Source organism: Deinococcus radiotolerans (genome assembly GCF_014647435.1).
Classification (GTDB): domain Bacteria; phylum Deinococcota; class Deinococci; order Deinococcales; family Deinococcaceae; genus Deinococcus; species Deinococcus radiotolerans.
Genome location: NZ_BMPE01000005.1, coordinates 14668 through 33919, shown reverse-complemented (window position 1 = coordinate 33919; position 19252 = coordinate 14668). Strand labels below are relative to the sequence as shown.

At 71.5% G+C, this 19252-nt stretch carries 19 protein-coding genes and 1 riboswitch; of the genes, 7 read left to right on the top strand and 12 right to left on the bottom strand.

Annotated elements, in window-relative coordinates:
* Positions 1 to 37 precede the first annotated feature (37 nt).
* The 6 genes from thiD to thiC are packed head-to-tail and all read right to left on the bottom strand — an operon-like array spanning position 38 to position 5250.
* On the bottom strand, positions 38 to 808 hold the full coding sequence (thiD, locus tag IEY63_RS10815) for a bifunctional hydroxymethylpyrimidine kinase/phosphomethylpyrimidine kinase (RefSeq protein WP_189069035.1): 771 nt from the start codon (positions 806 to 808) through the stop codon (positions 38 to 40).
* Entirely contained in the window at positions 805 to 1716 is a 912-nt protein-coding gene (locus IEY63_RS10810) for an NAD(P)/FAD-dependent oxidoreductase (protein WP_189069034.1), read from the bottom strand. The genes thiD and IEY63_RS10810 overlap by 4 nt, the downstream gene beginning before the upstream one ends.
* 46 nt (positions 1717 to 1762) lie before the next feature.
* Entirely contained in the window at positions 1763 to 2563 is an 801-nt protein-coding gene (locus IEY63_RS10805; RefSeq protein ID WP_189069033.1) for a thiazole synthase, read from the bottom strand.
* A 1-nt stretch (position 2564) separates the two neighbouring features.
* Positions 2565 to 2777, bottom strand: a complete 213-nt coding sequence (gene thiS, locus IEY63_RS10800; protein WP_229784654.1) for a sulfur carrier protein ThiS — start codon at positions 2775 to 2777, stop codon at positions 2565 to 2567.
* The gene (thiE, locus tag IEY63_RS10795) at positions 2774 to 3403 is read right to left on the bottom strand and encodes a thiamine phosphate synthase (RefSeq protein WP_189069032.1); all 630 of its coding nucleotides are present in this window, start codon (positions 3401 to 3403) and stop codon (positions 2774 to 2776) included. Before thiE ends, thiS begins: the two co-directional genes overlap by 4 nt.
* On the bottom strand, positions 3400 to 5250 hold the full coding sequence (thiC, locus tag IEY63_RS10790) for a phosphomethylpyrimidine synthase ThiC (RefSeq protein WP_189069031.1): 1851 nt from the start codon (positions 5248 to 5250) through the stop codon (positions 3400 to 3402). The genes thiE and thiC overlap by 4 nt, the downstream gene beginning before the upstream one ends.
* Before the next feature lie 180 nt (positions 5251 to 5430).
* Positions 5431 to 5543: riboswitch (TPP riboswitch) on the bottom strand.
* A 102-nt stretch (positions 5544 to 5645) separates the two neighbouring features.
* Here thiC and IEY63_RS10785 point away from each other — a divergent pair.
* On the top strand, positions 5646 to 7160 hold the full coding sequence (locus IEY63_RS10785; protein WP_189069030.1) for a hypothetical protein: 1515 nt from the start codon (positions 5646 to 5648) through the stop codon (positions 7158 to 7160).
* A gap of 57 nt (positions 7161 to 7217) precedes the next feature.
* On the opposite strand, the gene IEY63_RS10780 is transcribed toward IEY63_RS10785, so the two are convergent.
* On the bottom strand, positions 7218 to 7943 hold the full coding sequence (locus IEY63_RS10780) for an IclR family transcriptional regulator (protein ID WP_189069029.1): 726 nt from the start codon (positions 7941 to 7943) through the stop codon (positions 7218 to 7220).
* A gap of 109 nt (positions 7944 to 8052) precedes the next feature.
* Here IEY63_RS10780 and IEY63_RS10775 point away from each other — a divergent pair, with 109 nt between their 5' ends.
* Positions 8053 to 8481 carry a c-type cytochrome gene (locus tag IEY63_RS10775; protein ID WP_189069028.1) on the top strand — a complete coding sequence of 143 codons (429 nt, stop codon included), beginning with the start codon at positions 8053 to 8055 and terminating at the stop codon, positions 8479 to 8481.
* A 44-nt stretch (positions 8482 to 8525) separates the two neighbouring features.
* On the opposite strand, the gene IEY63_RS10770 is transcribed toward IEY63_RS10775, so the two are convergent.
* The 3 genes from IEY63_RS10770 to IEY63_RS10760 all read right to left on the bottom strand — a co-directional run bounded on the left by IEY63_RS10770 (position 8526) and on the right by IEY63_RS10760 (position 10991).
* Complete coding sequence (locus IEY63_RS10770; protein ID WP_189069027.1) at positions 8526 to 9548, bottom strand: M42 family metallopeptidase; 1023 nt, start codon at positions 9546 to 9548, stop codon at positions 8526 to 8528.
* On the bottom strand, positions 9545 to 9958 hold the full coding sequence (locus IEY63_RS10765; RefSeq protein WP_189069026.1) for an isochorismatase family protein: 414 nt from the start codon (positions 9956 to 9958) through the stop codon (positions 9545 to 9547). The genes IEY63_RS10770 and IEY63_RS10765 overlap by 4 nt, the downstream gene beginning before the upstream one ends.
* Before the next feature lie 79 nt (positions 9959 to 10037).
* Entirely contained in the window at positions 10038 to 10991 is a 954-nt protein-coding gene (locus tag IEY63_RS10760) for an NADP-dependent oxidoreductase (protein ID WP_189069025.1), read from the bottom strand.
* A 178-nt stretch (positions 10992 to 11169) separates the two neighbouring features.
* Here IEY63_RS10760 and IEY63_RS10755 point away from each other — a divergent pair, with 178 nt between their 5' ends.
* A complete protein-coding gene (locus tag IEY63_RS10755; protein WP_189069024.1) occupies positions 11170 to 11523 on the top strand; it encodes a winged helix-turn-helix transcriptional regulator in 354 nt (117 codons plus the stop codon).
* Between the two features lie 54 nt (positions 11524 to 11577).
* Here IEY63_RS10755 and IEY63_RS10750 read toward each other — a convergent pair whose 3' ends face one another.
* Positions 11578 to 12372, bottom strand: coding sequence for an enoyl-ACP reductase FabI (locus IEY63_RS10750; RefSeq protein WP_189069023.1), 795 nt, complete (start codon positions 12370 to 12372; stop codon positions 11578 to 11580).
* A gap of 136 nt (positions 12373 to 12508) precedes the next feature.
* On the opposite strand from IEY63_RS10750, the gene pgeF reads away from it, so the two are divergent.
* The 4 genes from pgeF to IEY63_RS10730 all read left to right on the top strand — a co-directional run bounded on the left by pgeF (position 12509) and on the right by IEY63_RS10730 (position 17819).
* Positions 12509 to 13228 (top strand): peptidoglycan editing factor PgeF, encoded by a 720-nt coding sequence (gene pgeF, locus IEY63_RS10745; RefSeq protein WP_229784653.1) that lies wholly within the window; start codon positions 12509 to 12511, stop codon positions 13226 to 13228.
* A complete protein-coding gene (locus IEY63_RS10740; protein ID WP_189069021.1) occupies positions 13225 to 13752 on the top strand; it encodes a YqeG family HAD IIIA-type phosphatase in 528 nt (175 codons plus the stop codon). The genes pgeF and IEY63_RS10740 overlap by 4 nt, the downstream gene beginning before the upstream one ends.
* A 63-nt stretch (positions 13753 to 13815) precedes the next feature.
* Positions 13816 to 16494, top strand: a complete 2679-nt coding sequence (locus IEY63_RS10735) for a type II/IV secretion system protein (RefSeq protein WP_189069020.1) — start codon at positions 13816 to 13818, stop codon at positions 16492 to 16494.
* A gap of 47 nt (positions 16495 to 16541) precedes the next feature.
* The gene (locus IEY63_RS10730) at positions 16542 to 17819 is read left to right on the top strand and encodes a type IV pilus twitching motility protein PilT (RefSeq protein WP_189069019.1); all 1278 of its coding nucleotides are present in this window, start codon (positions 16542 to 16544) and stop codon (positions 17817 to 17819) included.
* A gap of 80 nt (positions 17820 to 17899) precedes the next feature.
* Here the strand turns inward: IEY63_RS10730 and IEY63_RS10725 are convergent, their stop codons facing one another.
* A complete protein-coding gene (locus IEY63_RS10725) occupies positions 17900 to 19201 on the bottom strand; it encodes a thymidine phosphorylase (protein ID WP_189069018.1) in 1302 nt (433 codons plus the stop codon).
* Between the last annotated feature and the right edge of the window lie 51 nt (positions 19202 to 19252).

Here is a 19252-nt window from a genome sequence, read left to right as displayed (position 1 = left end):
CCGGATGGGGACTTGCCCCCAGTGTACCTAACGAGCGTTAGGTCGGGTGTGGTCTGGGTTGCAGGGTCAGCCCGGCCGCCCGGTGCCCCAGCGGCCCGTGCCCCCCGCCCAGCCCCGGCGCGGCGCGGATCGCGGCCTGAAGGTAGACGTGCGCGGCCTGCACCGCGTCCGGCAGGACCAGACCGCGCGCGAGGTTCGCGGTGATCGCCGCCGACAGCGTGCAGCCGGTGCCGTGCGTGTGCCGGGTGTGCTGCCGCGCTGCGCTCAGCGTGAGGTGGTGCCCGTGGGCGCGCAGCTCGTCGATGACGGTCTCGCCGGGCGCGTGCCCGCCCTTCAGGAGCAGCGGCGTGGTGTCCGGCACGCCCGCCGCGCGCAGGGCCGCCCATTCGGGCACGTTCGGGGTGACCAGTGTCGCCAGGGGCAGCAGCTCGTCCCGCAGGGCGTGCAGGGCGCGGGCGTCCAGCAGGGCGTCCCCGCTCTTGGCGAGCATGACCGGATCGACGATCAGTGGCAGATGGCGGCCCCGCAGGACGTCTGCGACCGCGCGCACCAGCCCCGCGTTCCCCAGCGCGCCCGTCTTTACCGCCGCGACCGGGAAATCGTCCAGCACGGCACGCAGCTGCGCCGCGACCAGCTCTGGCGGCAGGGGGTGCGTCGCCTGCACGCCCCGCGTGTTCTGCGCGGTGATCAGCGTCAGGACGCTCGTGCCGTACACGCCGTGCGCCTCGAAGGTCTTCAGGTCCGCCTGGATGCCCGCCCCGCCGCCGGAATCCGAGCCCGCGATGGTCAGTGCGACGGGCACCGTCATGCGCTCACGCCCTGCCCCGCCAGCGCCAGCACGCGCGCCGCCGTGACCGGGGCGAGGAGCGACCCGTGCCGCCCGTGCCCCGCCGCGACGAGCACCCCCGGCAGGGTGGGGTGCGGGCCGACCAGCGGCCGCCCGTCCGGCGTGACCGGGCGCAGGCCCACGAGGTGCGCGGCGACCTCCGCCCCGTCTGCGCCGGGCACGAGCGTCCGGGCGGCGCCACGCAGCCAGCGGGTCGCGTGGGCGTCGGGCGTGGTGGCCCAGGTGTCGCGGCTGGTCGCGCCAACGTACAGGCCGTCCGGGCGGGACAGCGCGTACCGGGAGAACCCCCGCGCGGGCGGGCCGTACCACGCGCCCACATCCTCCGCGCCGCGCAGCAGCAGCGCCTGCCCCTGCTGCGCCCCCACATCCACGCCGAACGCGCCGCTCCACGCGCCCGCCGCGAGGATCACCTGCCCGGCGAACCAGTCGCCCGCGTCCGTCCGCACCCGCACCCCGCCACCCGACGGCACGAGGCCCTGGACCTGCGCGGCCACCACCTCCAGCCCCTGCCGGGCGGCGCGGACCACCGAGGGCGGGTGCAGGCTCCCCTCCCCCGGCGTGCAGACCACCCCCCCGCCCGGCTGCATCCGGGTCACGCCGGACCGCAGGTAAACGGGCACGCCCGAGCGTTCAAGTGCCGCCGCCAGCGCGGGCCAGCGCCGCAGTCCCTCCAGCGCGTCCGCGTGCAGGGGCGTGCCCCGCAGCCGCTCGCCGTCCGGGGTGAGCAGGCCCGCCGCCGCCCGCCACGCCGCGCCCGGCCGGTCCGCGTCCAGCACGAGTACGTCCGCGCCCGCCCGGCGCAGCGTGAACGCTACCAGCGACCCGATCAGGCCGCCGCCCACCACGATGACCTCCCGCGTGCGGGTCATGACGGCACCCCCTCGCGGCCTCCCCCCTGAAGGGATTTCTGCCGCTTCACACGGGCACTTCCGGGTCGGGCAGGCGCACCACCCCGCCCGTGGGACTGCTGGGGCTGGCGTGCGCGCGTTCAGGCATGCGCCCGGCCAGGAAGGCCGCGCGGCCCGCCTGCACGCCCAGCGCGAAGGCGTGGGCCATGCCGACGGGGTCGCGCGCCTCGGCAATCGCGGTGTTCACCAGCACGGCGTCCGCGCCGAGTTCCAGCGCCTGCGTCGCGTCGCTCGGGACACCCAGGCCCGCGTCCACGACTATGGGCACGCGCGCGCCGTCCAGCACGGTGCGCAGCAGCTCGGGGCTGCGCAGACCGCGCCCGGAGCCGATGGGGCTCGCCAGGGGCATCACGGCGGCGCACCCGGCCTCCTCCAGCGCGCGGGCCAGGACCGCGTCCGCCTGCACGTACGGCAGCACCGTGAACCCGTCGGCCGCCAACCCTTCGGCGGCGCGCAGCGTGCCCACCGGGTCGGGCAGGAGATAGCGGGCGTCGGGGATGACCTCCAGCTTGATCCAGTTCACGCCGGTCGCCACGCGCGCCAGCCGCGCCACGCGCAGCGCCTCCTCGGCGGTGCGGCACCCGGCAGTATTCGGCAGGAGTTGCAGCGCGTCCCAGTCGAGCGCGTCGAGCAGCCCGTCGTGCCCCGGCGCCCTCAGTTCCACTCGGCGGATGGCGACGGTCACGATCTGCGATCCGCTCGCGGCGAGCGCCTCGCGCATCACGCCGAAATCCGTGAACTTGCCCGTGCCCGTCATCAGGCGCGAGGTGAAGGTCCTGCCGCCGAGGGTGAATGCATCAGGGGCCATCTCAGCCCCCCCCGATGATGCGGACGATCTCGATGACATCTCCAGCCTCCAGGGTGCGGTGCGGCGCGCGGGCGCCGGGGTACACGTCGTCGTTCACGCCCACCGCCACGCGCGAGGGGTTCACGTTCAATTCGCGCAGCAGGGCGTGCAGGGTCAGGCCGGGCGTGAGGGGCCGCGCCTCGCCGTTCACGGTCAGGGTGGCGGGGCGGGTCACGCGGGCACCCCCCGCAGCGCCGCCCGCAGGTCAGACGCGGCCTGGGCGGGGTCGCGGGCGTCCAGTACGGCGCGCACGACCGCCACGCGGGTCGCCCCGGCGACCAGCACCTCGTGGACGTTCGAGGCGTCGATGCCGCCGATGGCGTACCAGGGCAGCGGTGGGTTCAGCGCGGCCACGGTGCGCACGTAAGCCAGTCCGGCGGGCGCGCGGCCCGGTTTTGTGGGCGTGGCGTGCACCGGCCCGGCGGCGATGTAGGCGGGTACCTCGGCCAGCGCGGCGTGCGCCTGCGCGGGCACATGCGTGCTCAAGCCCAGGGGCAACCCCGGCGCGAGCCTGCGTGCCCAGGCGGGCGGCAGGTCCCCCTGCCCCAGGTGCACGCCGTCCGCACCGCACGCGGCGGCGACGTCCACGCGGTCGTTGATGAAGAAGGGCACGCCGCGCGCGCGAGCCAGCGCCGCCACCCGCTCGCCCAGCGCGATGTACGCTCCCGCCTCCCAGTCCTTGCAGCGCAGTTGCAGCGTGTCCACCCCACCGTCCAGCGCGGCCCCCACCCGCGCCAGGAACTCGGGTTCCGGCTGCCCGGCGCGGGGCGTGGCGACGAGATACAGGTGGCCGAGCTTCATCCCTGCTCCTCGCCAGCCTGTTCGGGCCGGGGCACGTATACCTCGCCGCCCAGCGCGCGGAACTCACGGACCTTCTCCTCCAGTCCGGCCAGCACGTCGGGGGCGCGCAGGTCGTGGCTGAGTTTCATGGAGCAGAAGTGCGGGCCGCACATGGAGCAGAAGTGCGCGGTCTTCGCCGCGTCGGCGGGCAGCGTCTCGTCGTGCAGCGCGCGGGCCTTCAGGGGGTCCAGGGACAGGTTGAACTGGTCCTCCCAGCGGAACTCGAAGCGGGCCCTGCTGAGGGCGTTGTCGCGGGCCTGCGCGCCGGGGTGGCCCTTGGCGAGGTCGGCGGCGTGCGCGGCGATGCGGTACGCGATCACGCCGTCACGTACGTCCTGCCGGTCCGGGAGGCCCAGGTGCTCTTTCGGCGTGACGTAACACAGCATGGCGGTGCCGTACCACGCGATCTGCGCCGCGCCGATCGCGGACGTGATGTGGTCGTAGCCGGGCGCGATGTCGGTCGTGAGTGGCCCCAGCGTGTAGAACGGTGCCTCCTGGCACACGTCGAGCTGCCGGGTCATGTTCTCGCGGATGAGCTGCATGGGGACGTGCCCGGGACCCTCGATCATGGTCTGCACGCCGTGGTCCCACGCGACGCGCGTGAGTTCGCCCAGCGTATCCAGCTCCGCGAACTGCGCGGCGTCGTTGGCGTCCTCGATGCTGCCGGGGCGCAGGCCGTCCCCGAGGCTGAAGGTGATGTCGTACGCGGCGAGGATCTCGCAGATGTCCGCAAAGTGGGTATAGAGGAAGTTCTCGCGGTGATGCGCGAGGCACCACTTCGCGAGGATGCTCCCGCCGCGCGACACGATCCCGGTGCGTCGCCGCGCGGTCAGCGGCAGGTGCGCCAGCCGCACGCCGGCGTGGACGGTCATGTAGTCCACGCCCTGCTCAGCCTGCTCGATGAGCGTGTCGCGGTACACGTCCCAGGTGAGGTCCTCGGCGACGCCGCCGACCTTCTCCAGCGCCTGATAGATCGGCACGGTGCCGACCGGCACGGCGCTGTTCCGCACGATCCACTCGCGGGTGGGGTGGATGTGCCGACCCGTGGAGAGGTCCATGACTGTGTCCGCGCCCCAGCGGGTCGCCCAGATCATCTTCCCGACCTCCTCCTCGATGGAGCTGGTGACGATGCTGGTGCCGAGGTTCGCGTTGATCTTCACGCGGAAGTTCCGCCCAATCACGGTGGGTTCGAGTTCCGGGTGGTTGATGTTCGCAGGGATCACGGCGCGGCCCCGCGCGACCTCCGACCGCACGAATTCCGGCGTGATCTCGCGCGGGATGGCCGCCCCTAAGGCCTGCCCGGGGTGCTGGTGGGTCAGGTCGAAGTCCGCCTCCTGCCGCAGCGCCTCACGCAGGGCGACGAATTCCATCTCCGGGGTGATCTCGCCGCGCCGCGCCGCCTGAAACTGCGTGATCCCCGCGCCGGGGCGGGCGCGGCGCGGGCGGGGCACACGCGGGAACGGCAGCGGGCCACTGACATCCAGCGCCGGGTGGTGCCGCTCCTGCGCCAGTGCCAGCCGGGCGTCCCCGGCCAGCCAGGGGCGCGCGTGCCCCAGCCCGGCGCGCAGGTCCACGCTCAGGCGGGCGTCCGTGTACGGCCCGCTCGTGTCCGGCACGAGGACCACCGGGTTCGGGACGGTGCGGGTCAGGTCACCCACGCGTTCCAGGGTCGGCGACTGCCGGATGCACCGCGCGGGCACCCGCACGCCCGCGTGCAGCGTGCCGGTCAGGTACACCTTCTCGCTGTTCGGGAACGGCGCGGTCAGCTCCGGGTCGAGAATCGTCAGGGCTTCGGTCAGGGTGGTCATGAACACTCCAAAGAAAACGGGAACAGGACGGGGCCGCCGGGCACCCATGCGGGCGTCCGGATATGGGGGCTGCCGTCAGCCGGGCAGCCCGTCAGGGCAGATCAGGTCGGTCAGGTCAGTGGATTCGCAACAACAAAACGCCCCCCTCACGCGTCGGAGGGGAGCGAAACACGACAAACGTTTCGGCACCCGTCACGCTCCCTCCGCTGGTGTGAACCAGATCAGGTTCCTAGGGTTGAACACGGTGTTCTCTCAGCCGACGCTGTTGACGGTCGGCACCCCTGGTGACTGTGCGGCGAGTGTACACCCCGCCGCCCGGGCGTGGAAGCCGGGGTGGTTTCACACGTCCAGACCGGGGAAGATGAAGCCCGGTATCCCACTGCCCGGAGGTTTCCATGAACCGCGCCCTGCTGCTCCTGTCCCTGCCCGCCCTGCTCCTGTGTGTCTCTGCCCGCGCGCAGGCCACCCAGACCACCAAGACGACCCTGAGCACTTGCGGGGCGTACACCGTGAAGACCGTCGAGAACGGCTTCGACGACCCGCCGGACCGCGTGACCCTGTCGCGGGGGGGCGTGACGTACGCGACCGTCGAGGACACGATGGTCAGTGTGGACTGGTGCCGGGACGTGACGGGGGACGGCGTGCCGGAGGTGCTGCTGGCGGGCTTCTCGGGCGGCGCGCACTGCTGCTTCACGCATCACCTGTACTCGCTGACCTCGCCACCCCGCAAGCTCCTGACGGCGTTCAGCGCGCACAGTGACACGCTGGAGGCGCGGCAGCTGGACGGGCGGGGGCCGCTGGAACTGGTCGGGTCGGACTGGCGCTTCGCGTACGGGTACGGCATGAGTTTCGCGGAGAGTGCGCCGCTGCCGGTGGTGTACTCGTTGCTGCCCACGCCGGGCGGGGCGCGGTTCGTGGAGAACACGCGGGCCTTTCCGGGGTTCATGCAGACCTTCGCCGCACGCATGAACAGCGGCGACGTGTTCAGTGGGGGCGTGCTGGTGGCGTACGCCACGCGGGTGCTCACGCAGGGCGCGGCCGCGGCGGACGCGTGGGCGCAGGGGCAGCCGCAGCCGTACCGGTCGTGGCTGGCGAACTACGGCCCAGACGTGGGGCAGGACCTGTCGGATTTCGGGATGTGGGACTGGCCCACGCGGGCCGGGGTGAACGCGGACGCGGGGCGCAGTGGGATCGGCGGGGCGTTCCTCACGCCGGGCACGCGGGCGTACCTGGCGCAGGTGATCGGCACCGACGCGGCGACGCTGCGCCTGTACCGCGCGCAGGGGTCAGGGGTGGTGGCGGGGCCCGTCCTGCTGTCGGTGCCGGTGACCCGTGACGGGTATGGGGAGCCGGTCGTGCCGGTGTGGCCCCAGGTGACGGTGCGCCGCGCGTCGGGCCGGGACGACGCGCTGCTGCGGGACGCGCGCAGCGGCAGCGTCCGCTACCTGCCGGTGCGCGTGTCGGCGGGCGGCATGACGGAACTGAAGGACGACGCGCTGGGCGTCACGGCGCGCCTGCTGGGGGACCTGAGTGGCGTGGCGGGGCACGTGGCGGCGCAGTTCCGGGACGTGAAGCGCACGCCCGAGCAGCAGGCTGAGGTGAAGCGGCGCGTGCAGGCGGCCGTGAGCCGCGCGCAGCCGTGGCTGGCGGGCTGGAAGGGCCCGGAGGCGTTCGCGCTGGAGCGGCTGGGGAATTTCACGTTCAGTTCTGTGCGGCTGCTGACGGACACGCCCACGCGGGCGCAGGCGGTCATGACGACCACGGTGGGCTTCACGGACGCGAAGACGGACAGCGAGTACGTGAACGGGGAGCGCTTCACGATGATCGTGAACCTCGCGCGCGGCGCGCAGGGCTGGGCTGTGACGGACTGGACGCTGGTGCCCCGCACGGGCGAACTGACTGAGGAGTGAACAGCGGGCGCGCCGCCCGGCCTGTGCGGCTGGGCGGCGCGTTGGAGCAGGACCGGGTTACAGCAGGGCTTCGGCTTCGCGGACGATCTGCACGACGCGCTCGCGGATGTGGCGTTCCTCGCGCAGGTAGCGCTGGGCGCTCATCTGCACGCCGATGGCGGCCACGACGGTGTCGGTGTCGCCGTGCGCGGTGTGCAGCGCGTGGTAGGGCACGCCCAGGGTGCACTGGCCGGGGACCCATTCCTCGATGGAGTACGCGTACCCGAGGCGTTTGACCTTGGCGACCTCGGTGCGCCACTCGTCCATGCTGGTGATGGAGCTGGGCGTGCACGCGGCGAAGGTGCGGGGGGTCATGTCGGCGTGGGCGTAGAGGATCTTGCCGCTGGCGGTGGCGGTGGCGGGCAGGTAGATGTCCAGCGGCAGGTCGATGTCCGCGTCGGGGTGGCGTTCGCGGATGGCAGCCACGACCTCGTCGCCTTCCAGGATGCACAGGAAGGCCACAGCGCGGACTTCCAGCGCGAGGCGGGTGATCAGGGCGCGCGCCTCCTGGAACCACGGCAGGGAGGAGGTGAGCTGGGCGCCCATCTCGGCGATGTGCCAGGACAGGCGGTACTTGCCGGCGGGCGTGCGGCGCAGGAATCCGGCCTCGGTCAGCCCGGCCAAGTAGGCGTGGGCGGTGGCGCGGGGCACGCTGAGGTGCGCGGCGAGCGCGCGGACCCCCCATTCGGGCTGTTCGGCGCTGAATGCGCCCAGGATGTTCGCCGCCTTCTGAAGAGAGAGCACCCGTCCAGCTTACAGGGACGAGGCGGGATTGTATACATCTTCAGCGCCCCTACCGCACGGCTGAACCCGGTTCATCCGCCGGGCCCGCACGCCCCGCTAGAGTGCCCCGGTGCGCCCCGCCCTGCTCCTCCTGCCGCTGCTCGCGTCCCTCAGCGCCCTGGCCGTGACCCCCACGGCCCCCATCCCCAGCCCAGCCCTGGCGGAACAGCTCCAGCGCGGCGAGACCACGTACGTCCTGGCCTGCGCCATGTGCCACGGCGACCGTCTGGAAGGCGTCAGCGCCCCCGAACTGAGCGGCGACGACTTCCGCGCGCTGTACCGCAAGCTGCCGCCGCGCGCGCTGCACGACCTGATCCGCGACACCATGCCCTATGACCGCCGCGGCACCCTGAGCGCCCAGGAGGTCCTGGACGTCACCGCGTACCTGCTGCGTGAAAACGGCCTCCCGCTCCCCGAAGGCAGCCTGACCCGCGACACCCTGGATCAGGTGAACGAGCCCGACCCGGCCCCCACGCCCGATCAGGCGCCCGCCCACTGACCCGGCCCGGGCACAGCGGGCACGCCGCGGCGCCTCCCTCGTCTCTACACGCGCAGGTAGGCCAGGATCAGTTCGCCCGTGGCGCGCAGGGCGTCCGTGTGCGTGCGCTCATAGGCGTGACTGGCGTCCACGCCCGGCCCGATCAGCGCGACCGGGTAGTCCCCGCCCGCGCGCCACGCGGCGGTGCCGTCCGACGCGTAGAAGGGGTAGATGTCCACCCGCAGGTCCAGGTCGGCCGTGCGGGCGGCGGCGCGCAGGCGATTGCCCAGCGCGTGATCGTACGGCCCGCCGCCATCCGCGACGCACAGCGAGACGCAGTGCTCGCTGCTCGTCTGCCCCTCGCCGACCGCGGCCATGTCCACCGCGATCAGCGCGTCGGTGTGGGCGGGAATACCGGTGGCCGCGCCGTGCCCGACCTCCTCGTAGGTGGTGACGTGGAAGGACGCCGTGACAGGCGCGGGGGCCGCGAGCAGGTCACGGGTGACCGCCAGGAACACCGCCACCGCCGCCTTGTTGTCGAGGTGCCGGGCCTTCACGTACCCGCTCGCGGTCACGCGGGGGCGCGCGTCGAAGCTCACGAAGTCGCCCTCCTGCACGCCCAGCGCGCGCACGTCCCCGGCGCTGAAGACCGTCTCGTCCAGACGGACCTCCATGACGGCCGCCTCACGTTTCAGGTCCCGCAGGGCCGCGCCGTGCACGTGGGTGCTCTGGCGGACGTTCACGACCGTCCCGGTCAGGGTGCGGCCCGCCTGGGTGTGCACGAGGACATCCTCGCCCTCCACGGTCGCCCAGTCGTAGCCGCCCAGCGGCCACAGCCGCAGCCGCCCGCTGTCCTTGACGCCCTTGACCATCGCGCCCAGGGTGTCCACGTGCCCGCTGAACGTCACGTGGCCGTCGCCGGTCCCCGCGACCTCCCAGGTCAGGGCGCCCTTGCGGGTGCGCTGTGGCGCCACCCCCAGCGCCGTCAGCTCCTGTTCCAGCAGCGCCACCGCCGCCTCCGTGAAGCCCGTGGGACTGGGCGTGCCCAGCAGACGCACGAGGACGTCCAGGGTGTAGTCCAGGTTCATGCGGGCACCTCCAGCGACTCGATCCGGAAGCCCTGCTCGCCGGCGGAGGCCAGCGTGGCGTCCAGCGCGGGCGTGCCGCTCAGGGCCAGCAGGTGCAGGCTCTGCACGGCGCGGGCGTGCAGTTGCGCGGCCAGTTCACTGCCCGCGAACGCGTCGGGCAGTTCGGCGCGCACCAGCACGTCGCCCTGCTCGGCGCGGAAGTCCGGGTGCAGTGTCCAGTCCTTCGAGAAGGTGTCCCACCCGGCGCCGTGCGGGGCGTCCCACTGCACGAACGCCACCACCCAGCCCTGCGCGCGGGCCTCGGCCACGTGGTGCGACCAGTCGCGCGCCACCGACCGCTCGTCGGGCCGGTCGTCCAGATCGTGACGCTGCGCGTTCAGCAGCAGCAGGGCGTGCGCGGAAAGGGTCATGCCGCCCAGAATAGCGGCCCCGCGCCCGCCAGGACGGCATGACCGCTGACGGTCTGCCCCGTCCGGCACGCCCCCAGGCTCAGGGGACGGTCAGGACCAGTTTGCCGACCGTGCGCCCGGTTTCCTGCGCGCGGTGCGCGTCCGCGACCTGCGCCAGCGGGAAGGTGCGGCTCACGTGCGAGCGCAGCGCCCCGGCCTCCACCAGCTTTACCAGGGTGTTCAGCCCCGCGCGCGACGGGTACACCAGGATGCGCGCGGCGTGCACGCCCAGCGCCTGCGCCCGCGCGGCGTCGGGCTGCGCGGCGATGCACACCAGCCACCCGCCGGGCCGCAGCACCTCCAGCGAGCGCGTGGCGGTGTCGCCGCCGACGGTGTCCAGCACGGCGTCCAGGCCCTGCACCTGCTCCTCGAAGGGGTGGGCGCGGTAGTCGATGACCTCGTCGGCGCCCAGGGCCCGCACGAAGTCCATATTGGGCGCGGACGCGGTGGCGATCACGTGCGCGCCGCGCGCGCGGGCCAGCTGCACCGCGTAGTGCCCGACCCCTCCGGCCCCGGCGTGAATCAGGATCCGCTGCCCGGCCCGCAGGTCCATCTTCTCCAGCGCCTGCTCGGCGGTCAGGGCGGCCAGGGTCATGGCGGCGGCGTCCGTGTGGCTCAGCTCGGCGGGCTTGATGGTGATGTCTCCGGCGCGGGCCAGGACGTATTCGGCGTACGCGCCGGGCTGCTCGGGGAAGGCCAGCATGCCGAACACCTCGTCGCCCACGGCGAACTCGTTCACGAAGGGCCCCACGGCCACCACCTCGCCGGACACGTCCCAGCCCAGCACGGCCGGCAGCGTGGGCAGCGGGCCGTTCCGGCGCACCTTGGTGTCCACCGGGTTGATGCTCACGGCCCGCACGCGCACGAGCACCTCGCCCAGCCCGGGCGTGGGGACGGGGCGGGTCGCGGGGCGCAGCACCTCGGGCCCGCCGGGCTGCGCGAGTTCGATCACGGTCATGGTTCCGGGAAGGGACAGGGGTTCGGTCAGGGACATGGGGACTCCTGCGGCGGGCCTGTCAGGGCGCCCGCCGGTCTGAACTGGGAGGTTGGGGCAGGCGGGCGGCTCCCCCCTGCGGTGCCCCCAGTGTGCCAGGGTACCCACGACTTTCCAAGTACGTACAGCAAAGGTAGGTACGCACATTTCAGGAACCGTGAAGGCCTATCCTGACCGCATGACCGCGCCCGCGCCACACCCCTCCCCCACCGAGGCGCCCCCCACCTGCGCGGTCACGACCACCGTGTCCGTGATCGGTGGGAAGTGGAAGGCCGTGGCGGTGTACCACCTGCTCGGCGGGCCGCGCCGCTTCTCGGACCTCCAGCGGCGCATGCCGGGCGTCACGCAGCGCATGCTGACCCTGCAACTGCGCGAACTCGAAGCCGACGGCCTCGTGCACCGGGAGGTCTACCCGCAGGTCCCGCCGAAAGTGGAGTACTCGCTGACCCCGCTGGGGCAGACGCTGGAACCCATCGTGCGCGCCATGCTCGCCTGGGGCGAAACGTACCGCCAGCGCGAACAGGGCACCTGAACGGACTGAGGGCCGACCTCCACACTGGAAGGCCGACCCCGAATACAGCGCCGCTCAGCTCGGCTGTTCGATCTTCATGGCCATGATGCTGGAGCCCGCGTCCACGTACACGGTCTGTCCGGTCACGCCGCTGCCCAGGTCACTCAGGAGGAACAGGGCCAGCTTGCCGACCTCCTCGGGGGTGGCGTTGCGGCCCAGCGGGGCGGCCTCGGCGGCCTTCTCGAACATCGTGCCGAAGCCGGGGATGCTGCGCGCGGCGATGGTGCGCATGGGTCCGGCGCTGATGGTGTTCACGCGCACGCCCGCCGCACCCATCTCGCTGGCGAGGTAGCGGGTCGTGGCTTCCAGCGCGGCCTTGGCGACGCCCATGACGTTGTACTTGGGCACGACCTTCTGAGACGCGTGGTACGTGAGGCTCACGATGCTCGCACCGGGGCGCAGCAGCGGCTCGGCGTGGCGGGCGGTGGACACCAGCGTGTACGCGCTGACGTTCAGGGCGGTGTTCCAGTCGGCCTCGGTCGTATCCAGGAAGCGGCCGTCCATGGCGGTGCGCGGCGCGAACGCGATGGAGTGGATCAGGTAGTCCAGGTGCCCGAACTCTTCCTTGACGCGGGCGAACAGGGCGCTCAGGTCCTCCTCGCTGGTCGCGTCGGCCTGCTGGGCCCACACGCCCTCTTTACCGATCAGGAGCTTGTCGAGTTCGCTCCTGAGGCGCTCGCCCTGGTAGGAGAAGCCCACGCGGCAGCCCGCCGAGAGGAGCTGCTCGGCGATGGCCCAGCCGAGGCTGCGGGCGTTCGCGACGCCCATCACCAGGGCGGTCTTGTCACTCAGGTCAATCTGCACCGTCATGCGGGGGACTCTAGCAATCCCGCGCCGCCCGGCGCTGATGCGGGTGCAAAAAACGTGCGGGCATGGGGACCTTCACAGCGCCGCAGCAGTGAAAAGCGTCAGAATCCGGTGAGAGATGACACGCGATACTGGGCTGATGTTGCTTCACGCGCCGCACCTGAGCGCGCCGCACGCGTTCACCACGCGGCTGGGCGGCGTGTCCGGCGGGCCGTACGCGGGACTGAACCTCGACGACCGGGAGGATGACGCGCAGGCCGTGCAGGAAAACCGCGCGCGGCTGACCGGCGCGCTGGGCTTCACGCCCGCGCAGGTGGCCCGCCTGACCCAGGTGCACGGCACGGACGTCGTGACCGTCACCTCGGGTGGGCACTGGACCGGGGACGCGCTGGTCACTGACCGCGCCGGGGTGCTGCTGGCCATCGGCACGGCCGACTGCTACCCCCTGCTGCTGGAAGACCCGGAAGCGGGCGTGCTGGGCGCCGCGCACGCCGGGTGGAAGGGCACGCTGGGCCGCGTCGCGCAGCGTACGGTGGACGCCATGACCGCGCTGGGCGCGCACCCGGAGCGGATTCGGGCGGCAGTCGGCCCGGGCATCTGCGCCGCCGCGTACCCGGTGGGCGGGGCCGTCGCGGACGCCTTCCGCGGGGCGGGCCTGGGCGAGTTCGTGCAGGCCCGCGGGGACGGACCGCACCTCGACCTCGCCGGGGCGAACCGCGCCGTGCTGCTGGAAGCGGGCGTCCCGGACGCGCAGGTGTGGGTCAGCGGCCGCTGCTCCACGGAGGGTGACTTCTACTCCTTCCGGCGCGACGCGGGCGTCACCGGGCGCATGTGGGCCGTGATCGGCAGGGCCGCGTGAGCCGCCCCGCCGCCTCCCGCAGCCTGCTGCGCCCGGCCGACGTGATCGACCACGTCACGCACATCACGCCGGAATTCCTGGCCGACCGGAACCTCAGGGGCCTGCTGCTGGACCTGGACAACACCCTGGTGCCGTACGGCAGCTACGACGAGGCGGGGGTCGCCCAGACCCTGGCGTGGGTCCGCGACCTGAAACTCACCGGGGTGGGCCTGTACCTGCTGAGCAACGCCACCGGGCAGCGCGCCTCGTTCTGGCTGGACAAACTGGAATTCCAGGGCGTCGGACTGGCCGGGAAACCCAACCCCCGGGCGTTCCGCAAGGCCGTCCGGGCCCTGAACCTGCCGCCCGCGCAGGTGGGGATGGTGGGGGATCAGCTGTTCACGGACGTGCTGGGCGGTAACTTAAGCGGCATGCACACGATCCTGGTGCGCCCACTGGCCACCAACGCCCTTCCTCACACGCGCGTCGCCCGGCGACTGGAACGCGCCGTGCTGAAACGCTACGGCCACGACTGGCAGTACTGATGCCTGACCTCGCCCGCCTGACCCCTGGCCTCCCCATTTCCCTCACGAAAGGAGACTGAACGCATGGCTCTTTCCATTGGTGACCGGCGCCTGGGCGCCATTCTGCTCGAACAGGGCTACGTGAACGACATGGACCTGCAAAAAGCACTGGTCCGCCACGCCGAGGTGGGCGGGCGGCTCGCGGAGATCCTGATCGACTCCGGCCTGGTCGGCGAGAAACGCATCGCGCGCGCCATCGAGGAAGCGCTGGGCATTCCCCTCGTGAACCTGCTGGTCGTGAATCCCGAACCCAGCGCCCTGCAGGCCGTGCGCGCCCAGACGGCGCTGCAACACCACGCGTTTCCGTTCGCGCTGGACGGCCAGACGCTGCGCGTGGCCATCGTGGACCCCCTGTCGAGCATGGCCATCGAGGCGCTGGAGGACGACAGCGGCCTGAACATCGAGGTGTACCAGGCGCTGCGCGATCAGATTCTCTGGGCGATCGCCACGTTCTACCCGGAACTGAACCTCACGGCGGACCTGCCCGCCGAGGCGGAGGGCGGCCCGGCGGGCGGCATGCTGGGCCAGCGCCTGATTGCGCGCGGCCTGATCACCGACGCGCAGCTGCAGGTGGCGCTCGACGCGCAGCAGCAGACCGGCGAGCCGCTGGGCGCGACGCTGGTCGCGCAGCGCATCATCGGGGAGGACCAGCTGTACGAGGTGCTGGCCGAGCAGACCGGCGGGGTGTTCCTGCGCAACCCGCGGGACTTCCAGCCCAGCGAGGACGTGCTGGGCAGCATGCTGCGCGCCGACGCGCTGCGCCTCTCGGCCGTGCCGGTCGACGAGACCGATCACGGCGTGACCGTGGTCGCCAGCGACCCGCGCAAGCAGGACGACATCGAGGCGCTGGTGGGCCGCCCGGTGCAGCTGGTGCTGGCCAAACCGCGTGACATCGAGACGCTGATCGAGCGCTTTTACCCGCAGCGTGGTCGCCTGGGCGAGCAGATGGTGCAGCAGGGCACCCTGTCGCGCGAGCAGCTGCGCGAGGCCCTTCAGGTGCAGGCCCGCGAGGGCCGCGTCAAACCGCTGGGCGAGGTGATCGTCGAACTGGGCTTCGCGGCCGCCGACGAGATCGACAACGCCCTGCAGAAGCAGAACTCGGGCGGCGGGCGCCTGGAGGACACGCTGGTGCAGTCCGGGAAGCTCAGCCCGGAGATGCTGGCCCGCTCGCTGGCCGCGCAGCTGGGCTACGAATTCCTGGATCCCGTTCAGAACCCGCCGGACAGCAAGGTCGCGCTGATGATCCCCGAATCCACCGCCCGCCGCTACGGCGTGGTGCCGGTGCGGCTCCAGGGCGAGTCGCTGGTCGTGGCCATGAAGGACCCGCGCAACGTGTTCGCGCTGGACGACCTGAAGCTCATCACGGGCCGCGAGATTATCCCGGCTGTCATGGCGGAAAAGGACATCACCCGCCTGATCGAGCGGTACTTCGGCAGTCAGGACATGGCGAACCTGAACCAGCAGCTCGCCAAGGAAAGCAAGGACCGCGAAACGGCCAACAGACGCCAGGACGCCGAGGACCTGAGCGCCGGACTGGACGACAACGCCGTGGTGCGCGTCGTGGACAACATCATCCGCGAGGCGGCCCTGCAGGAGGCCAGTGATATTCACATCGAGCCGACCGAATCGGCCCTGAAGGTCCGCTACCGCGTGGACGGCATCCTGCGCGAGCAGAACGAGCTGCCCAAGGGCAGTTCGCAGAGCATCCTGGCGCGCATCAAGATCATGGGGCACCTGGACATCAGCGAGCGGCGCGTGCCGCAGGACGGCCGCGTGCGCTTCAAGAAGGGCAGCATCGACCTGGACCTGCGACTGTCCACGCTGCCCACCGTGTACGGCGAGAAGGCCGTGATGCGTCTGCTGCAGAAGGCCAGCAACATCCCGGAAGTGGAGCAGCTGGGCTTCAGTGAGCACAACTACCAGCGGTACCTGGACACCATCCACAAGCCCAACGGGATCTTCCTGGTGACCGGGCCCACGGGGTCGGGCAAGTCGTTCACGTCGTTCTCGACCCTCAAGCGCATCGCGGTGCCGGAGAAGAACACCACCACCATCGAGGACCCGGTCGAGTACGAGATTCCGGGCATCATCCAGTCGCAGGTGAACAACGCGGCGGGCATGACCTTCGCCCGCGCGCTGCGCGCCTTCCTCCGTCAGGACCCGGACATCATCTTCGTGGGCGAGATCCGCGACACCGAAACTGCGAAGATCGCCGTGGAAGCCGCCCTGACCGGACACCTGGTGCTGGCCACGCTGCACACCAACGACGCCCCGGGCGCCATCGTGCGCCTCGAGGAGATGGGCGTCGAGCACTTCAACATCGGCGCCGCCGTGGTGGGCGTGGTCGCGCAGCGCCTGGTGCGCAAGGTCTGCACGGACTGCAAGGCACCCACGAACGCCGATCCGGACGTGCTGCGCCGCCTGGGCATCACCGAGCGGGACCTGCGGGGCGCGCAGCTGATGCGCGGCGCAGGCTGCAACCGCTGCGGCGGCACCGGCTACAAGGGCCGCATGGGCATCCACGAACTGATGGTCATTGACGAGCCGCTGCGCGTCGCCATCGGCTCCGGGAAGAACGCCACCGAGATCACCGAGGTCGCCATGACCCAGAGCGGCATGAAAACCCTGCGGCAGGACGGCATCGAGAAGGCCCTCCAGGGCGTCACGACCCTGGAAGAGGTGCTGGCCGTCACCAGCAAGTAACCCCCCACCCCAGCTCCCCGCCCCTCCCCACCCGCGAGGTGATCCCTATGACCCAGCCCGCCGCCGACATCACCGACATCCTGCGTTTCGCCGCCGATAAGGGCGCGTCCGACGTGATCATCACCGTCGGCCTGTCCCCGCAGTTCAAGCTGCAGGGCACGTACGACTCGCAGGGCTTCGCGGAGCTCTCCGCGACGGACACGCGGAAACTGATGTACTCCATGATGAACGAGAAGCAGCAGCGGACCTTCGAGGAACGCCGCGAGCTGGACTTCTCGTTCGCGCTGGGCGAGAAGGCCCGCTTCCGCGTGAACGCGTTCATGCAGCGCGGCAACGTGGGCGGCGTGCTGCGCCTGATTCCCACGAAGATCAAGAGCGCCGCCGACATGGGGCTGCCTGCCAGCGTCATCGAGATCGCCAACGCCCCGCGCGGCCTGGTGCTCGTGACCGGCCCGACCGGGTCGGGCAAATCCACGACGCTGGCCGCGATGATCGACCACATCAACACCACCAAGCGGCTGCACATCATGACCATCGAGGACCCCATCGAGTTCATGCACACGCACAAGCAGTCGATCATCAACCAGCGCGAGGTCGGCGCGGACACCATGAGCTTCAACGACGCGCTGCGCGCCGTGCTGCGCCAGGCGCCCGACGTGATCCTCGTGGGCGAAATGCGCGACTACGAAACCATCAAGGCCGCCGTGACCGCCGCCGAAACCGGCCACCTGGTCATGGGCACCCTGCACACGAACAGCGCCCCGGAATCCATCGACCGTATCGTGGACGTGTTCCCCGAAGAGCAGCAGGAGCAGATCCGCGTGCAGCTCGCGAACAACCTCGTGGCCGTCATGACGCAGCAGCTGCTGCCGCGCCTGGACGGGCAGGGCCGCATCCTGGCGTACGAACTGCTGATCGCCAACCCGGCCGTGCGCGCCCTGATCCGCGAGGGCAAGACGTACCAGATCACGTCCGTCATGCAGACCGGCGCGCGCGAGGGCATGATCACCATGGACGCCTTCCTGGCGAACCTGTACCGCCGCCGCGTGATCTCCTTCGACACCGGCGTGGAGCGCGCCGTGGACAGCAAGGAATTCGCCCGCCTGGCGAACGACCCCAACATCAGCACGGCGGGCGGCGCGGCCGGCATGCCCGCCGGGTACGGCCAGGCGCCCGTGCAGGGCTTCGGCGCGACCGTCACGCCCGCCCAGGGCGGGTACGCCTCAGGCCGCAACGACTTCGGCCGCGGCAATGGCAGCGGGGACGCCCGCACGACCAGCACGCCGGAAACGAATCCCAGCGGGAGCGGTTACGGTCGGCGGTAAGACGAGGTGATGGTTGACAGTTGATGGTTGATAGAGGGGGTGTCCCTTCCATCAACCATCAACTGTTGACTACCGACCCTTTAAAACACGCGGTCGAGGATCAGGGCCTCGGGTGCGGGGGTCTGGGCGCTGAGGGTCAGGCCCTCGGTGAGGAGGCGCGTGGCGGCGTCCAGGCCGCGCCCGTCCCGGTGGTAGATGCGCAGCACGGGTTCGCCCGCCTGGACAGCCTCACCGGGTTTGCGCAGGAGTTCCACGCCCACGCCGTGGTCGATGGCCTCGCCCTTACGTTCGCGGCCGCCACCCAGTACGAGCACCGCCCGGCCCACGCTCAGGGCGTCGATGCCCGCCACGAACCCGGCTTCGGGGGCGGTCACGTCGGCCCGGCCGGGCGCCACGTCGAACTTGCTGATGTCGTCCATGTAGGTGGCGTCGCCGCCCTGCGCGGCGATGAACGCGCGGAATTTCGCCAGGGCGCTGCCGTCCGTCAGGGTGGCGCGGGCGCGGGCCTCGGCGGCGGCCTCGTCCTCACCCTGGGCGGCCAGGGCCTCGACGGCCAGCGCCACGCACAGTTCAGTCAGGTCGTGGGGGCCCTGACCGCGCAGGGTCGCCAGGGCCTCCAGAACTTCCAGGCTGTTGCCGGCCATGTGGCCCAGCGGGGTGTCCATGTCGGTCAGGACAGCGCGCACCTGCCGTCCGGCGCGGTTGCCGATGTCCACCATCGCGCGGGCCAAGCCGCGCCCGGCGTCCAGGGTGCGCATGAACGCGCCGGCGCCCACCTTGACGTCCAGCACGACGGTGTGCGCGCCGGACGCGAGCTTCTTGCTCATGATTGAGCTGGCAATCAGGGGCAGGCAGTCCACGGTGGCGGTCACGTCACGCAGCGCGTACAGCTTGCCGTCCGCCGGGGCGAGGTCCTTACTCTGGCCCACCAGCGCGAGGCCGATCTCGCGCGCCTGGGTCAGGAACTGCTCCTCCTCCAGCTCGCTGGTCCAGCCGGGGATGCTTTCCAGTTTGTCGATGGTGCCGCCGGTGTGCGCCAGGCCGCGCCCGCTCATCTTGGCGACGGTCAGGCCCAGCGCGGCCAGCATGGGCGTCAGGATCAGGCTGGTCTTGTCGCCCACGCCGCCCGTGGAGTGCTTGTCCACCGTGCGTGGCAGGTCGCCGAGGTTCATCAGGTCGCCGCTCTCGGCCATGACCATGGTCAGGTCGGCCGTTTCCTGTTCAGCCATGCCGCGCAGGAACACGGCCATCAGCCACGCGCTCATCTGGTAGTCGGGCACGTCGCCGCGCGTGTAGCCCAGCACCAGGGTTTCGAGTTCCTCGCGGGTGTGCTCTTGGCCGTCGCGTTTCTTGCGGATCAGGTCGGGAATGATCGCGGTCATAGGGTAGTTTACGTCTGGTGGACGGAAATCTGTCTCCAGGCGCCCCTTCGA

Bases quoted from the DNA above. Each gene is read 5' to 3' on its own strand.
- IEY63_RS10755 (WP_189069024.1), top strand. From the start codon at position 11,170: ATGACCGCGCCCGCGCCACACCCCTCCCCCACCGAGGCGCCCCCCACC.
- IEY63_RS10760 (WP_189069025.1), bottom strand. From the start codon at position 10,991: ATGTCCCTGACCGAACCCCTGTCCCTTCCCGGAACCATGACCGTGATC.
- thiC (WP_189069031.1), bottom strand. From the start codon at position 5,250: ATGACCACCCTGACCGAAGCCCTGACGATTCTCGACCCGGAGCTGACC.
- pgeF (WP_229784653.1), top strand. From the start codon at position 12,509: ATGTTGCTTCACGCGCCGCACCTGAGCGCGCCGCACGCGTTCACCACG.
- IEY63_RS10805 (WP_189069033.1), bottom strand. From the start codon at position 2,563: ATGGCCCCTGATGCATTCACCCTCGGCGGCAGGACCTTCACCTCGCGC.
- IEY63_RS10725 (WP_189069018.1), bottom strand. From the start codon at position 19,201: ATGACCGCGATCATTCCCGACCTGATCCGCAAGAAACGCGACGGCCAA.
- IEY63_RS10810 (WP_189069034.1), bottom strand. From the start codon at position 1,716: ATGACCCGCACGCGGGAGGTCATCGTGGTGGGCGGCGGCCTGATCGGG.
- IEY63_RS10770 (WP_189069027.1), bottom strand. From the start codon at position 9,548: ATGAACCTGGACTACACCCTGGACGTCCTCGTGCGTCTGCTGGGCACG.
- IEY63_RS10785 (WP_189069030.1), top strand. From the start codon at position 5,646: ATGAACCGCGCCCTGCTGCTCCTGTCCCTGCCCGCCCTGCTCCTGTGT.
- IEY63_RS10735 (WP_189069020.1), top strand. From the start codon at position 13,816: ATGGCTCTTTCCATTGGTGACCGGCGCCTGGGCGCCATTCTGCTCGAA.
- thiE (WP_189069032.1), bottom strand. From the start codon at position 3,403: ATGAAGCTCGGCCACCTGTATCTCGTCGCCACGCCCCGCGCCGGGCAG.
- IEY63_RS10765 (WP_189069026.1), bottom strand. From the start codon at position 9,958: ATGACCCTTTCCGCGCACGCCCTGCTGCTGCTGAACGCGCAGCGTCAC.
- IEY63_RS10750 (WP_189069023.1), bottom strand. From the start codon at position 12,372: ATGACGGTGCAGATTGACCTGAGTGACAAGACCGCCCTGGTGATGGGC.
- thiD (WP_189069035.1), bottom strand. From the start codon at position 808: ATGACGGTGCCCGTCGCACTGACCATCGCGGGCTCGGATTCCGGCGGC.
- IEY63_RS10730 (WP_189069019.1), top strand. From the start codon at position 16,542: ATGACCCAGCCCGCCGCCGACATCACCGACATCCTGCGTTTCGCCGCC.